This window comes from Bradyrhizobium sp. sBnM-33, from assembly GCF_032917945.1.
GTDB lineage: Bacteria > Pseudomonadota > Alphaproteobacteria > Rhizobiales > Xanthobacteraceae > Bradyrhizobium.
The window spans coordinates 5158045-5173371 of record NZ_CP136624.1 but is presented as its reverse complement, the minus strand read 5'-3'; the positions used below and the strand labels follow the sequence as shown (position 1 = coordinate 5173371).

12 protein-coding genes are annotated in these 15327 nt (G+C 64.2%); 1 reads left to right on the top strand and 11 read right to left on the bottom strand.

Translation table 11 applies throughout. The features are described from left to right. Nucleotides 1-37: 37 nt before the first annotated feature. From frr to RX328_RS24130, 5 genes are all read right to left on the bottom strand, one after another. Nucleotides 38-601, bottom strand: a complete 564-nt coding sequence (frr, locus tag RX328_RS24150) for a ribosome recycling factor (protein ID WP_065729162.1) — start codon at nt 599-601, stop codon at nt 38-40. A 70-nt stretch (nt 602-671) separates the two neighbouring features. Further along, nucleotides 672-1388: a UMP kinase gene (gene pyrH / locus RX328_RS24145; protein ID WP_213250326.1), complete on the bottom strand. Its 717-nt coding sequence runs from the start codon at nt 1386-1388 to the stop codon at nt 672-674. Nucleotides 1389-1458: 70 nt separating this feature from the next. Continuing rightward, nucleotides 1459-2385, bottom strand: a complete 927-nt coding sequence (gene tsf, locus RX328_RS24140; protein WP_213250329.1) for a translation elongation factor Ts — start codon at nt 2383-2385, stop codon at nt 1459-1461. A 133-nt stretch (nt 2386-2518) separates the two neighbouring features. Next, nucleotides 2519-3517 (bottom strand): 30S ribosomal protein S2, encoded by a 999-nt coding sequence (locus tag RX328_RS24135; RefSeq protein WP_213250331.1) that lies wholly within the window; start codon nt 3515-3517, stop codon nt 2519-2521. 223 nt (nt 3518-3740) lie between these two features. Beyond that, complete coding sequence (locus tag RX328_RS24130; protein WP_213250333.1) at nt 3741-6152, bottom strand: caspase domain-containing protein; 2412 nt, start codon at nt 6150-6152, stop codon at nt 3741-3743. A gap of 264 nt (nt 6153-6416) precedes the next feature. Between RX328_RS24130 and RX328_RS24125 the strand changes: the two genes are divergently transcribed. Then, nucleotides 6417-6884, top strand: a complete 468-nt coding sequence (locus tag RX328_RS24125) for an aminoacyl-tRNA deacylase (protein WP_213250335.1) — start codon at nt 6417-6419, stop codon at nt 6882-6884. Nucleotides 6885-6961: 77 nt separating this feature from the next. On the opposite strand, the gene RX328_RS24120 is transcribed toward RX328_RS24125, so the two are convergent. From RX328_RS24120 to RX328_RS24095, 6 genes are all read right to left on the bottom strand, one after another. Beyond that, entirely contained in the window at nt 6962-7381 is a 420-nt protein-coding gene (locus tag RX328_RS24120; RefSeq protein ID WP_213250337.1) for a CBS domain-containing protein, read from the bottom strand. A gap of 582 nt (nt 7382-7963) precedes the next feature. After that, a complete protein-coding gene (locus RX328_RS24115; protein ID WP_213250338.1) occupies nt 7964-8359 on the bottom strand; it encodes a hypothetical protein in 396 nt (131 codons plus the stop codon). A gap of 83 nt (nt 8360-8442) precedes the next feature. Further along, complete coding sequence (locus tag RX328_RS24110) at nt 8443-9405, bottom strand: FHA domain-containing protein (protein ID WP_213250339.1); 963 nt, start codon at nt 9403-9405, stop codon at nt 8443-8445. Then, nucleotides 9402-10652 (bottom strand): S1C family serine protease, encoded by a 1251-nt coding sequence (locus tag RX328_RS24105; RefSeq protein ID WP_213250340.1) that lies wholly within the window; start codon nt 10650-10652, stop codon nt 9402-9404. Before RX328_RS24105 ends, RX328_RS24110 begins: the two co-directional genes overlap by 4 nt. A gap of 271 nt (nt 10653-10923) precedes the next feature. Further along, entirely contained in the window at nt 10924-14433 is a 3510-nt protein-coding gene (gene dnaE / locus RX328_RS24100; protein WP_213250341.1) for a DNA polymerase III subunit alpha, read from the bottom strand. Between the two features lie 577 nt (nt 14434-15010). Beyond that, nucleotides 15011-15262, bottom strand: a complete 252-nt coding sequence (locus RX328_RS24095) for a hypothetical protein (protein ID WP_213250342.1) — start codon at nt 15260-15262, stop codon at nt 15011-15013. Between the last annotated feature and the right edge of the window lie 65 nt (nt 15263-15327).

The following is a 15327-nucleotide window of genomic DNA, read 5'->3' as shown; positions in this document are numbered from 1 at the left end:
TCAATTCCAGTGCCAGTCTCACTCGTGAACGTTGCCATCAAACGGTGAGGATTTCCTTTTCCTTCGCCGCCAGCAACTGATCGATTTCGGCAATCGTCGCGTCGGTCGCCTTCTGCACATCATGGGCCAAGCGCTCCTGATCGTCTTCGGAGATCTCGTGATTCTTCTCGAGCTTCTTGACGATATCCAGGCCGTCACGACGGACGTGGCGAACGGCAACCTTGGCGGCCTCGGCGTATTTATGCGCGACCTTCACCAGTTCCTTGCGCCGTTCCTCGTTAAGCTCGGGAATCCGCAGGCGCAGCACCTGCCCTTCGGTCGCGGGCGAAAGGCCGAGATTGGAATCGACGATCGCCTTCTCGACGGCTTTCACCATCGACTTGTCCCACACCTGGACGGAAAGCAGCCGCGGCTCGGGTACGCTGACGGTGGCGAGCTGGTTGAGCGGCATGTGCGAGCCGTAGGCCTCGACCTGCACCGGCTCAAGCATGGACGCCGCCGCGCGGCCGGTCCGCAAGCCGCCCAACTCGTGCTTGAGCGCATGGGTGGCGCCTTGCATGCGGCGCTTCAATTCATTGATGTCAAAACCGGGCGTGGGCATAGCGCTCTCCCCTCCTTAGAAACCAGCCGCCGGCGTCTTGAAGCCGCGGTTCGAAACTGCAACCGGCCTATCAGCCAGCAACCACCGTGCCGCGGCCGGTCCCGCGCAGGATCGCGCCGATCGAACCCGGCTCGGCGATCGAGAATACGATGATAGGCAGTGACGTCTCGCGGGCAAGCGCGAAAGCGGTCGCGTCCATCACCTTGTAGTCGCCGGCGATCGCCTGCGAATGCGTCAGCCGATCGAACCGTTTGGCCAACGGGTCTTTTTTCGGGTCGGCGCTGTAAACGCCATCGACATTGGTGGCCTTGAGCACCGCCTGCGCCCCGATTTCGGCCGCCCGCAGCACCGCGGTAGTATCAGTGGTGAAGAACGGATTGCCGGTTCCACCGCCGAGCAGGACGATTCGTCCGTCCGCGAGATATTTGTGCGCTGCACCACGGGTGAACAGCTCCGAAATCTCCGGCATCACGAAAGCCGAAAGTGTCCGCGCCGGCGCTCCCTTGCGCTCGATCGCGGCTTCGAGCGCCAGACAGTTCATCACAGTGGCGAGCATGCCCATGGTGTCGCCGGTCGGGCGCGACACGCCGCGCGAGGAGACCTCCACGCCACGAACGATGTTGCCGCCGCCGATCACGACGGCCACCTCGACGCCGAGCTTCTTCGCCGCGATCAGGTCGTCGGCGATACGGTCGATGGTAGGCTGGTGGATACCGAAAGACTGACTGCCTGCGAGATACTCGCCCGAGAGCTTGATCACGACGCGACGATAGACCGGCTCAGCCATTGCTTATCGCTTCCTTGTCCCGCGCAGGTAACTTCCGGCGCTTTGCGCCGGAAGACTGTGACCGCAGCGGTTACTTTTTGCCGCTGGCCGCCGCGACTTCGGCTGCGAAATCGGATTCCTGCTTTTCGATTCCCTCGCCGAGAGCATAGCGCACAAATCCGGCAATCTTCACAGGTGCGCCGATCTTGCCTTCGGCTTCTTTCAGAGCTTGCGCGACCGACTTGCCCTTTTCGTCGTGGATGAACGCCTGCTCCAACAGACAGACTTCCTTGTAATAGGTCTTCAGGCCGGACTCGACGATCTTTTCGATCACGTTTTCCGGCTTGCCCTGCTGGCGATACTTGTCGGCCAGCACGTCCTTTTCGCGCTTAACGATCTCGGGGTCGAGGCCGGACGGATCCAGCGCCTGCGGATTGGTCGCCGCCACATGCATCGCAAGCTGACGTCCGAGATGCGCGAGTTCATCGGTCTTGCCGGTGGATTCCAGCGCGACCAGCACGCCCATCTTGCCGGCGCCATCGATCACGGCGCCATGGATGTAGCTTGACACCACGCCCTTGCCGACCTCAAGCGAGGCAGCACGGCGCAGCGTCATGTTCTCGCCGATGGTGGCGATCGCGTCCGAAATCGCGGTTTCGACCGTGACGCTGCCGACCTTCGCCGCCTTGATCTTCTCGACGTCGGCGCCAACGTCGAGCGCGACCTGCGCGATCATCTTGACGAGGCCCTGGAACTGCTCATTGCGGGCGACGAAATCGGTCTCGGAATTGACTTCGACCACGACGCCCTTGACGCCCGAGGTGACCGCGCCGATCAGGCCTTCGGCCGCGACGCGGCCGGCCTTCTTCGCGGCCTTCGAGAGGCCCTTCTTGCGCAGCCAATCCTGGGCGCCCTGCATGTCGCCCGCGGTTTCGGTGAGCGCTGCCTTGCAGTCCATCATGCCCGCGCCAGTCGACTCGCGCAGTTCCTTGACCATTGCCGCAGTGATCGTTGCCATCGTCGAATATCCTTCTTGCCTGTGAGCCGCAGGCGCGGCGCGCGCCTTGCGCCGTGCCGTCGTCAGCTACAGGGAACGCCGTATCTGGGGAGCAGGACCGGTGGCCGGAAGACCCGGCCACGCGGAGAACCAATTATTCCGCTTCCGCGGTCAGCGCCTTGGCCTGGGCGACCCAGGCATCGGCCCGGCTCGGAAGACCAACCTCTTCACCGATCTTGTGCGCGGTGTCGTGGTCGAGTTCGGCAAGCTGCCAATAATGGAAGATGCCGAGGTCGTTGAGCTTCTTCTCGATCGTGCCCGACACGCCGGTGAGCTTCTTGAGATTGTCGGCGGTGCCGCGCGGACCAGCCAGCCCCTGGAAGCCTGAAGTTTCCGGCGCGGTCGGAATTTCCTCGCGGACCGGCTGAACGGCGGCGCCGATGTCGATGCCGGACTCGCCCTGGGCGCGCGAAATGCCGTCGATGGCGGCGCGGGCCACCAGGTCGCAATACAGCGAAATGGCGCGGCCGGCGTCGTCATTGCCCGGCACCACATAGGTGATGCCCTTGGGATCGGAGTTGGTGTCGACGATCGCGGCAACGGGAATGTTGAGACGCTGCGCTTCCTGGATCGCGATGTCTTCCTTATTGGTGTCGATCACGAAGATCATGTCGGGAAGACCGCCCATGTCCTTGATACCACCGAGCGAGCGGTCGAGCTTGTCGCGCTCACGCTGCAGCGTCAGTCGCTCCTTCTTGGTGTAGGAGTTGGCCTCGCCTGAAGACAGCACCTCATCAAGGTGACGCAGCCGCTTGATCGAGCCCGAAATCGTCTTCCAGTTGGTCAGCGTGCCGCCGAGCCAGCGCGAATTGACGAAATACTGCGCCGAGCGCTTGGCCGCCTCGGCAACGCCGTCCTGCGCCTGGCGCTTGGTGCCGACGAACAGGATGCGGCCGCCCTTGGCGACGGTATCCGACACCGCCTGCAGCGCGCGATGCAGCATCGGCACAGTCTGGGCGAGATCGATGATGTGGATGTTGTTGCGAGCACCGAAAATGTAATCCGCCATCTTCGGATTCCAGCGGTGCGATTGGTGGCCAAAGTGGACGCCAGCTTCCAAGAGCTGACGCATGGAAAAATCGGGTAGCGCCATCGTGATAGTTCTCCGGTTGGTTCCTCCGGAAACGTGTGAGCAAACGAGCCTGATTGGCCCGGTTGCCACCGGACGGCCTTTGAGAGCCATGTTTCCGTGTGAGATGGCGCGCTATATAGCCGGATTCCAGCCGGAAGCAAGGAAATACGGCCGGATTTTCGGTCTTCCAGCCCCGCGATTTAGGGCCGCTCCGGCCGGATCCGAAGACCCGGCCCGTTAACAATCAGCATCGAGCACCCGGCGGACACGCCCTCGCCGCCGCTGCCGCCGGTGGCGCCGGTGGCGCTGGACGCGGCGGGGGTGGCGCAGCCATCCGCGGCGGCGGTGGCGGTGGCGCAGCCATCCGCGGCGGCGGCGGTGGAGCTGCCATCCGTGGCGGCGGCGGTGGCGCCGCCATACGCGGAGGCGGCGGCGCCGCCATACGTGGGGGTGGCGGCGGTGGTGCTGCCATCCTTGGCGGAGGTGATGGCGCGGCCATCCTCGCCGGTGGAGGCGGCGCAGCCATTCGCGGCGGCGGAGCCGACGGGGCGACGCGAGCTGCCGGCGGCGGTGGGGGCCTTGCCACATGCGCCGCCGACGGCGGCGGGGCTCGCCGCAATTCCGGCTGCGGTTGAGGTCTCGGGGCAACCGTAGCGGTCGGCTTTGGTGGCGCGGCGGCGCTGGGTGGTGGCACGGCCGCCCTTTGCTGTTGGCCAGCCGAAGCCGGCGGAGCAGTCGCCCCGATGGCTGGCCTGGGGCCTGCAGCCGCGCCGGGCGTTGCCGGCGCGGCTGATCCCGGACGGGGCGCTCCCGGCGCAAGCCTCGCGCTCGGATTGACTGCCCCCGGTGACACCGCAGCGCTGGGAGGCGCGGCTGGCGCCCCCTTCGCGCCTGGAACTGGCAGGGCATTGCGCGGCGAAGGCTGTGTCGAAGGCAGCGCGCCTGGCGCGTTCGCCGGTTGGGTCGCGTTCGGCCTTCGGGTCGGTCCCGCCGGAGCGCCGGGCAAACCAGTTCTCACGGCGGGATTGATCGTGGCGCTCGGCGGCACCGGCGCTTTGCCCTGCTGGATCAAGGTGGCCCGTTGCGCCACGGCAGGCGGCAGCGTCGGCGTGGCGCTCCCCTGGCCCGGCCTAACCGCCGCCGCCGCCGCCGGGGAGCCGGGGCGTCGGGTGGCCCTATCGCCAAGTCCCGCCGCAGGCAAAGCGGGCTGCGGCGGCCTATTGATGACGTTGTTGATGACGGCCCGATTGTGGATGTTGGCAAAGATGATGTTGTTCGGCGGCGGCGCCACATAGCGCGGCGGCCTCACATAGACCGGTATCGGCACAAAGATCGGCTGCGGCAGGATGAACAGGCCGATCGGCGGCGGTGGCGGCTCCAGCACCACGAAATCCTCCGGCGGCGGCGGCAGGTAGTAGACTGGCGCAGGTGGCGGCGGGACAAAATCGAACTCGGGATCGAAGAAGGCCAGAACCGGACGATCGACATAGATAAACTCGTCCGGTGGCGGCGGCGGCACGTCGTATTCGATGACTTCAAATGTCGGCGGCGGCTCGAGCGGCGCGGTGAGAATGGCCAGCCGGCGGCGCGCGTCGGCCGCATGAGGCCCGCGCGGGTAGCGCTGCAGATACGACCAATAGGCGTTCGGGGTGTCGGCGCGATAGGTACGGCGCCAGGTGATCGCTTCACGCCGCGCCGCCACAATCGCCCTCACCCGCTTCGCCAGCGGATCGCTCGCGTGGGCGGCGAGGAAATCCTCGTAGGCCTGCAACGTGTCGCGCTCCAGCGCTGCAGCATAGGCTTCCTGCACGCCGAGATCGCGGATCGGCTTGTCCCTGACAGCGGCGACCTGATCGGGCGGTGCCGGAGCCGGCGCATCGGGAGCGCGCTCGAAGAACGTGAAGCTAGCGTCGATCTTCTGGCTGTCCCAGGGTACCTGCGCGCCCTTGCTCGCTTCGTTGACGCGGAGCCGTACGCGATTGAAGACCTCCGGCAGCGGCAATCCACCGGTCCGGATCATCTCGGCCAACGACTGGGCGTAAATGCCGTACGGTCCCTGCTCGGTCGGCGCCACGGTGCCGGGCGCCGCATTGAAAGCGATCAGCATGCGCGGATCGGCCTCGACCAGAGCGAGGCCGCTCGCGATCTGCCCATCGACGAACGGCTGCTGCCGCGCCGCGTCCAGCACGACGATTCCGGCCTTCAGCGGCAGCGAGGCGAGTTGGCGCATGTAGTCGCCGGTTCGCAACGCCTCGGTCGGAATATCGGCATCGCGATTGATCGCGGAATCGACCGGCACGAAATAGTTCTCGCCGGCCAATTGCAGCCCATAGCCGGCCAGATAAACCATCGCGACCGTGTCCGGCCCCGAGCTTTCGGCCTTCCGGATGAAGTCGCGGAAACTCTTGCGCAGCGTGTCGCCATCGAGGTCGCGGGCGCCGATCACGTCGAATCCCGCCGCCTGCAAGGTTTGGGCGATCAGTCCGGCATCGTTGGCCGTGGTTGCCAGCGGCGATTTCGCATAGGCGGCATTGCCGACCACCAGCGCGATGCGCTTTTCCTGTTGTTGCGCAGCGGCGGAGCTCAAATGACCGGCCAGCCCGGACATCGCGACGAGGCACACCGAGAGGATCGACAAACTTCTTGTTACCCGCATGGGATCCCACCCTGTCACCGCCCGCGCTGTATGGGACGCGCGTTGAGCTGAACCTTTCTTGAACAAATGCGCTCTCAGCAAGGCATGCCGCAAGTGAAATCGAGCCCGGGATTCTGCTCCTCCCGGTTCCGGCACCGAGATTCGCATTGTCGCGGCGCCCCGGCAGGCGTATCCTCTCGTCGAGATCGTGTTCGCCCGCATCGTGAGGCGACTGCGCGAGTTCCTCCCGGTGTGCGGAATGCCCATGCAATGGAGGAAATTGCCATGACCGTCGCCCCGACCCTGCAGAAATACCTGGATCAGAGCGTCACCTACGACCTGATCCCTCATGCTCCCACGAAGTCATCGACGCGTACAGCGGAAGCCTGCCACGTGCCGGGCGACGCGCTGGCCAAGGCCGTCGTGCTGCGCCGTGACGGCGGCTACATGATGGCCGTTCTTCCGGCCTCCCATCACCTGCATATGTCGGCGCTGAGAAGTCAGCTCGGCCACAAGGTCGACCTGGCGAGCGAGAAGGAGATCGCGGAGCTGTTTGTCGACTGCGACATTGGAGCCATCCCGCCGGTTGGCGAGTGCTATGGGCTCGATGTCATCGTCGACGACAGTATCGACGCACGACGGGACATCTACATGGAAGGCGGCGATCATTCGACGCTGATCCGCATGGACGGCGACCAGTTCGCCAAACTGACGGCGAAGGCCTGGCGCGGCCACTTCAGCACGCACGATTGAGGCCGCCTGATCCCCCCGACGGCCCGCATCGATTTCGACGCGGGCGCCGGTACTCGTAGCGCGAGGGCCGCCGCGCGTCAGTGATGGGCGGAAACGCTCTTCACGCACCCGGCCAGTAAATCATTGGGCGCCAAGCGGCCGACGTCGCCGAGGCTGATCATGCCGACCATTCGCTTGTTCTTGTTGATCACCGGCAGCCTGCGAACCTGCAGCGCCTCCATATGATGGACGGCCTTGGCGAGGTCGTCGTCCTCGCGGCAGCAGTGGATGCCTTCGGTCATGACGTCGCGCGCCTGCGCGCGGCTGGGGTCGAACTTGCCGTTCGCAAGCCCTTTGCAGACGATGTCGCGATCGGTCACCATCCCGATCAGCTTGTCGTCCTCTCCGATCGGAATGCAGCCGATGTCATGTTCGCGCATCAGCTTCGCGATTTCGGTAATGGGGGTGTCGGGATTGACCCAGTCGACGCCCTTGTGCATCGCGTCTTTGACTTTCATGGCGGACCTCCGTTACTGCGATTTCAGGTGATACTCCGTGATGCAGCACAGTTCCCCCTCGGCTCGATTATATGATGGTTCGAGCAGGTCGGCATCGAAAAGGCAATGACAAGTTCTTGAATTCGCCAAACGCGTCGTTGCGCGAGTTGAAGTACTCCCGCGCAACGCCGACGTAGAAGCCGCCGGCCAGGTCGCCCGGCAGTTCATTGCGCGCCCGGCCGGCGATGAAAATTGGACGACCGGCGCCAGGAAGCAACCACAGCCGATGTAGCGGCTGAGCCATGCGCGATCGTCGTCTGCACCTGACTGGCATGATGTTTGGTGGTCTGCGCCACGCTCCATCCTCCCGCGTAGGTCAGATATTCGGCCCGGGGGCGGTTGGCGATTGATCCAGATCAACCGCGTGCGATCTTGACCGTCTCTGCCCTCGAGCCGGCAACACCTGATGTACGTTTGGCAGCGTGCCCTGATGGACTTTAGTGGCTTGATGACGGGGCGGATTAATGTCGCGCGCAGCGGCTGCTCGATCTCATTCAGCTCTTGCCTGGCTCTTCCGGTTCGGCCCGCGTTTGCGCCGGCGCGCTATTCGCCCAGCTTGAGCTCCGCAATGGTTGTTCTCGCGGCCGCATCGTCCAGAGGAAAAAAGTCGATCGGCCCGGGATTGTCGTAGCCCCAGGTAAATGCAGTGCCGAGCGCCAGCCCCAATATTCCGCCTCCGGTTCCGGCCGCGGTGGCCATCAAGGCGTTCTTTCGCTTACTTGTCCGCGCCACGAAAAAATAGGTTTGGCCGGATTGGACTGTGATGTCGTGTTTGGTCACGCCCGGGAACGCGGCCTCGGTGGCCGTCAATTGACGCGGGCCGTGTGGGCGATCGACGAAGACAAAGGTGCCGGTCTTGAGGCCGGACAGCGGCGTTCCGTCGAGCTGAACTTCCCACGCCCCATCGACGATGCCGCCATAGCCCTTTTCGCGCAGCACGACGATCCGCGCGTGCCCTGATGGGTTTGCCAACGAGCGCGTTGTGCATTTGGGGCCGCACTCGCCGCCAGCGGCGCAATCAACTACTGGATCGTCTCGTTTGGCCTGGCATGCACGCGATCGCTGTCGAGCCTGGTTTTGAGATTGGCGATCTCGCCAAAGAATACGTTTTGCTCAGTGAGCTGGACCGCACGGAACGCAGGCGGCATGAGCTGGTGCGTGGTGTATTGCCGCCCGTAGTCGGAAAAAGCCTCGGACCGCTGCAAGGTCTGGAACGCAATCGCCGTAACGAGCAGCGCGACCACGATGGCGCCCTTCAGCTTCAGCCGGGTTCGGCCTACCTCGCGCAGATGCAGGAAGCACGTGGCGGCCAGGATCGACCACGTCGCAACGTATTGGTACGTGCTGGCCCCGGACCAGGTCCACGCAAACGCAAAAACCCGGGCAAACTCGTGGTAGAGCGAGAAAGCAAGGCCGCCCGCCAGCGTGATGAGCAGGTTGCGCAAGAGATGCGAGCTGCCGGAAAATATTCGCGACAGCAGCGCCCATACGCCAGCCCACACGAGGATCGTGGCGACGATCCAAAGCAGCGGGGTGAGATAGCTCGAAGCCCGCAACTCGGCCGTCTGGGCGAGCCAGATCTGAAGCGCGCTCAGTCCCAACAGCGACGCGCCGAGCGCTGCGACCGCGGCGATCGGCAAGGTCCGCCACTCCGGCGGGGCCACGCGTTCGCGTTCGACCTCATGGTGGATCTCGCGAATGCGCAGCCAGGTTTGGCCGATACGAATCGGCTGTTTGCCGTCAACGACGATGCGCGCGAGCCGGTTGCGGCCGCCGTCGAGAAACGTGCCGTTGGCGCTGCCCAGATCCTCGGCAACAAGTTGCCCGGCCTCGTCACGGAAAACGCGCAGATGCTGTGCGGCAACATAGGGGTCGTCGATGATGACGTCGTTGTCATAGCCGCGGCCGATGCGCGCCTCTGGAGCGGCGATCCGGAAACGCGCGGCAATATCGCGGTGACGCGACAGTACTTCTACCCAGATCATTTGCTCGACTGCACCGATTGAAGGAAGCGCTTGCCGAGCGCCACGGCGTCGTCATAGGCCACGGCCTGAAGGCTCAATCGCGAGACCAATGCCTCGCTGGCCTGGTCCTGGGTCACGGCGATCAGGGCCACGTCGTAGAGCCCTTCGAATTCACGATAGGCCTGCGCGCACCAGATAACCCTGAGCGGTGGGTGGTCCGACGCCGCCGCGGCACCGACAAAATCCTCGTGGCAGCGCTGCGGCGTATACCACTTGCGGAACGGGCCGCCGCCGACAAGCCGCGGCTGACTCATCTGCGTCAGAAGGGTTGCAAGCTGGAACTGATTGAGATCGGTGGCCTTGACGTAGGAATGATCGATCTGGATCGCTCCCGTGTTCAGGTCGGGAGCGACATACAGGCCGGTATCGGCCTTGCAGTTGATCGAATTGATGCTGGCGCGCGGCCTGGGCGTGGCGCCCGCATTGGTATTCGCCCAGCAATTGAACCAGGGCGCGACCGTCTCGGGGGCCAGATACGGCCCGAGCGCGGTCGAACGAAATCCTTTCTCGGCAAACGATCTGTAGAGGGCCGACTGCCAGGCGGCGAGTTGTCGTCCGACCTCGGCCCGCAGATCCGGCGGGGTTTTCTGCTCGCGCACCCGCTGCAGCAGCGCCGCCGCATAGCGCGCCGGGACCAGAAAGCTGAGAAGTTGGCCGCCCCTGCGGGTGGCGACATTGACGCCAACCACCTGTCCCTCGGCGGAAACGGTCGGGCCGCCACTCATGCCCGGGTTGAGCGCGCCACTGAAGTGCACACGATCATTGTAGGTGCGGTCTACCAAGCCGTTATAGGTGCCTTCGACGATCGTGAATCCGAGGTCGAGCGGGTTGCCCATGGAATACAGGCGCTCGCCCTTGGAAGGCGCGCCTTCCATTGCGGCGCTGTCGAAGGTGAAAAATGGAGCGTCATGCTTGGCAAGGCGAACGATCGCGAGGTCGTTTGGCAGATCTACGGCCACCACGCTGAGCTCTCCGCGACCGCCGTCGGCCGCGGTATACTCGAGCCGAAAGGTTTTCGGCTCGAGTACGGCCTGCGAAATCACGTGGTAATTGGTGATCGCCAGCCCGTCGGCGGACACCAGGAAGCCGGAGCCGATCGACGCCTGCTGTCCTGCATCCGCGACCAGCGTCCGAATCTGCAGCAGTCGCGGCGTATATGCCCTCCGCGATCGAAGATGCGCCCTGCGCCGTCCACGCCGTGCCGCCATCAAGGGCAAGGAACAGCAGCAACCATGTTAGCGCGCGCACAACCCTGGCAATCGAAACAGCCACGAAGCCCCCCTGGCCATGCCCACACGTCAATGATGGCTCTCGCCGTTTAGCCAAAACGCGGCGTGGTTGCAATCGTATCCCCATGCGCGCGACAAACGACGCCGCATATTGCGTTAACGGGTACCGAAGGGGTGCGATACCTTGAACGAATGCCAATCGTGCCTGCTGCAATTTCGGTCGGCCGCGGGAGCAGCTCCTTGCCACGACCTACAGCGTCTGCACATCCACGACGCCGGCAACCGCCTTGATCGCGCCCGCGATCTGCGGCGAGACCTTGAAACGGCCCGGCAGCTTCATCTCCACCTCGGTCTGCAGATCGAGCATGATGACGAGCGAGACGTCGCCATCGGCGCCGCCAGATGGCGCGGGCGCAGGCTTCGCCGGCAGGCCCTTGCCCGGACCGTTTTGCGCCGATGCTTCCGGCATGTTGAGCCGTCTTGCGATCGAATCCAGCGGCTTGGTGTCGCGAACGAATATCCGCAGGCCCTTTTGGGTCTTGGCCGCGGCGTCATCCAGCGGCTCGGCATGCAGCACCCGCGCGCGCACATCCTCGCCCTGCAACTCGGCGCCGAGCTGCAGCAACACGGCCGCCCCCGGCTCCAGCACGTCGCGATATTGCGCCAGGCCTTCGGAAAACAGCACCGCCTCGAAATGTCCGGTCGGGTCTGACAGGCCCATGATGCCCATCTTGTTGCCGGTCTTGGTGCGGCGCTCCATGCGCGACACCACGGTGGCCGCAACCCTGCCCGCGGTCGCGCCGGTCTTCACGGCACGGGAGAATTCCGCCCAGGACTGCACCCGCAGCCGCTTCAGCACGGTCGCGTAGTCGTCGAGCGGGTGGCCGGACAGGAAGAAGCCGACGGCGTCGTATTCGCGGCGGAGTTTTTCGGCCGGCAACCACGGCTCGATCTGCGGCAGCATGATGGTCGGCGCGTCGGCAGCATTGCCGAACATGTCGTTCTGACCGATCGTTGCGGCCTCATGGCTGCGCTGACAGGCGGCGAGAATCGCGTCCGCCCCGGCAAAGACACGGGCGCGATTGGACTCGAGCGTGTCGAATGCGCCGGCCGCGGCCAGGCTTTCGATGACACGCTTGTTGATCGCACGCGGATTGACGCGGGCGGCGAAGTCCGCAAGCGAGGTAAACGCGCCCTTCTTGCGCTCCTCCACGATCTGCTCGACGGCCTGCAGGCCGACGCCCTTCAGCGCGGCCAGCGCATAGTAGATGGTCTTCTCGCCGACCTCGAAAGTGGCGCCCGAGCGGTTGATGTTCGGCGCCTCGACCTTGATGCCGAGACGCTGCGCCTCGGCGCGAAATTCCGAAAGCTTGTCGGTGTTGTTGAGTTCGAGCGTCATCGACGCCGCCAAGAATTCCACCGGGTAATGCGCCTTCATGTAGGCGGTGTGGTAGGACACCAGCGCGTAAGCCGCGGCGTGGCTCTTGTTGAAGCCGTAGTCGGCAAACTTGGCGAGCAGTTCGAATATCGTGTCCGCCTGCCCCTTCGGCACGCCATTCTTGACCGCGCCGGCGACAAAGATCGCGCGTTGCTTTTCCATCTCCGCGCGGATCTTCTTGCCCATCGCGCGGCGCAGCAGGTCGGCGTCGCCGAGCGAATAGCCGGCCATCACCTGCGCGATCTGCATCACCTGTTCTTGATAGATGATGACGCCGAACGTCTCTTTCAGGATCGGCTCCAGGATCGGATGCAGATATTCCGGCTCCTCGTCGCCATGCTTGCGCGCGCAATAGGTCGGGATGTTGGCCATCGGACCCGGGCGATAGAGCGCCACCAGCGCGATGATGTCCTCGAACCGGTCGGGGCGCATGTCGATCAGCGCGCGCCGCATGCCCTGGCTTTCCACCTGGAACACGCCGACCACGTCGCCCCGCGCCAGCATCTGGTAACTCGGCGCATCATCGATCGGCAGCGTCGCCAGATCGACATGGATGTTGCGCTGTTTGAGCAGCTTCACCGCGACGTCGAGCACGGTCAGTGTCTTCAGGCCGAGGAAGTCGAACTTCACCAGTCCGGCCGGCTCGACCCATTTCATGTTGAACTGGGTCACCGGCATGTCGGATTTGGGATCGCGATAGAGCGGCACCAGCTCGCTTAAAGGTCGGTCGCCGATCACGATGCCGGCGGCGTGAGTCGAGGCGTGGCGGGTCAGTCCTTCGAGGCGCTGGGCGATGTCGAAGGCGCGCGCGACCACCGGGTCCTCGTCGCGGAACGCCTGCAGCTTGGGTTCACCCTCGATCGCCTGCGCCAGCGTCACCGGCGCGGCAGGATTTTGCGGCACCAGTTTTGTGAGCTTGTCGACCTGCCCGTAGGGCATCTGCAGCACGCGGCCGACGTCGCGTAGCACGCCCCTCGCCTGCAGCGTTCCGAACGTGATGATCTGGGCCACCTGATCGCGGCCATAGCGCTGCTGCACGTAATCGATCACCTCGCCGCGGCGGTCCTGGCAGAAGTCGATATCGAAGTCCGGCATCGAGACGCGCTCGGGATTGAGGAAGCGCTCGAATAGTAGCCCAAAGCGAATCGGATCGAGGTCGGTGATGGTGAGCGCGTAGGCGACCAGCGAGCCGGCGCCGGAGCCGCGGCCCGGACCGACCGGAATATCATGGGCCTTGGCCCATTTGATGAAGTCGGAAACGATCAGAAAGTAGCCCGCATAGTTCATGCGGTTGATGACGTCGATCTCGAAGGCGAGGCGCTTGTGGTATTCCTCTTCCGTCGTGCCGGGCGACAGGCCATGAACCTGCAGGCGCCGTGCGAGCCCCTCCTCGGCCTGACGCTTTAGCTCCGCGGCTTCTTCGGTTGCCGCGTCGGAGCCCGATCCGGCGCCGACGGTGAAACGCGGCAGGATCGGCTTTCGCGTCTTTGGCCGGAACGAGCAGCGCTCGGCGATCTCGATCGTGGAGGCCAGCGCTTCCGGAATGTCGGCAAACAGCACCGCCATTTCGGCGCGGGTCTTGAAGCGGTGGTCAGGCGTGAGCTGCTCGCGATCGGTCTCCGCGATCAGCTTGCCGCCGGCGATGCACAACAACGCATCATGGGCTTCATAGTCGTCGTTCGACGCAAAATAAGGCTCGTTGGTCGCGACCAGCGGCAGGCCCTTGGCGTAGGCAAGATCGATCAGGCCGGCCTCGACGCGACGTTCCTTGTCGACGCCGTGGCGCTGCAATTCGACATAGAGGCGATCGCCGAACAGGTTTGCCAGCCGGTCGATACGAGCGGCTGCGAGCGCCGCGTGATCGGCATTGAGCGCCAGCGAAATCGGGCCGTCGGGGCCGCCGGTCAGCGCGATCAAATCCTCGGCATCGCCCTCCAGCCATTCGAGCTTGATGTGCGGCGATTGATGGACCGGCGTTTCCAAAAACGCTCGCGAGTTCAGCCGCATCAGACTGCGGTAACCGCGCTCGCGCGCCGCCAGCAGCACGATTCGCGACGGCGTGGCGGCCAGCGCATTACGGGCGTTGGGATCCTGGTCGCCGAAATCGACCGCGAGCTCGCAGCCGACGATCGGCTGGATACCGTAGCCGGCCATCTTGTCGGAGAATTCCAGCGCTCCGAACATGTTGTCGGTGTCGGTCAGCGCCAGGGCTGGCTGGCGGTCGGCTTTCGCCAGTTCGCCGAGCTTGGCGATCTTGATGGAGCCCTTCAGCAGCGAATAGGCCGAATGAACGTGGAGATGAACGAATCCGGCACTGGACATGCGCTAAGGGAGCTCTTGCATCATGATGGGGAGCGATCGCCGGCAGCTAAGGGAGCGCCGACTCGCTGCCACAATGGTGATGCCTTGGCCGGACGGAGTCCACGCGGATCGCGCGGTGCGCGCGCGCCATCCGGCTTTTCCCCAGCCCACCCGCAAGCCGGATCGGGCCGGGTCTCCGCCCCGCCTTAAAGCTGTGGAATCACCTGGGCCCAGACCGCGATCATCCCGACAAACAGCGTAATCGACGCCAGCGCCGCCGCTTCTTCCACGAACATCCGCAACATGATCCGACTCCCTCGGTCCAAGAACATACGAGGAACATTGTTCCTTTTTTGTTCCTAGAGTCAAGGGCGGCAGCGGCCTCAGTTGTCAAATGCCCTCCGAAGAGATCGCTTGGTTAATTCCGAAGGTCAGGAAAATCGATTGCAGGCACTAGCCATCGACAAGGTCGAACAAAAAAGCAGCCGCTCAGGGCGGCTAACGACTCTAGCGTTTCGCGCCCGGAGCAGCCTGCCCCGTCGCGCTACGCGATGTTAGCCTTGGCAACCTGGCTGGAGACCCCCGGGGTGTTCGAGGATTACTCGAAGCGCCTCATAAGTCGCTCGATGTAGTCGTTCACAGCATCAGCAAAACTCAAATCCAAACCGGGACATTCCTCCTTGTGCGCCTGGACGGCTTGCTGGACGTTAGTGAGGGCATCTTTCTGATCCGGTGGCGGTGTCGCGGCGACGTATTCGTTGACCGCTCTTTCCGCCGCTCCAATGCCGTTGGCGTCGCCCTCTGCGATTAGCGAGCGCAAGGCCGACATACATTTGTCAAAGGTTTCCATCCCGCCCAATATGACCCCGAACCGGGTCGATTTCCAGGCATCCGGACCGTCACGATCAAAGTGAC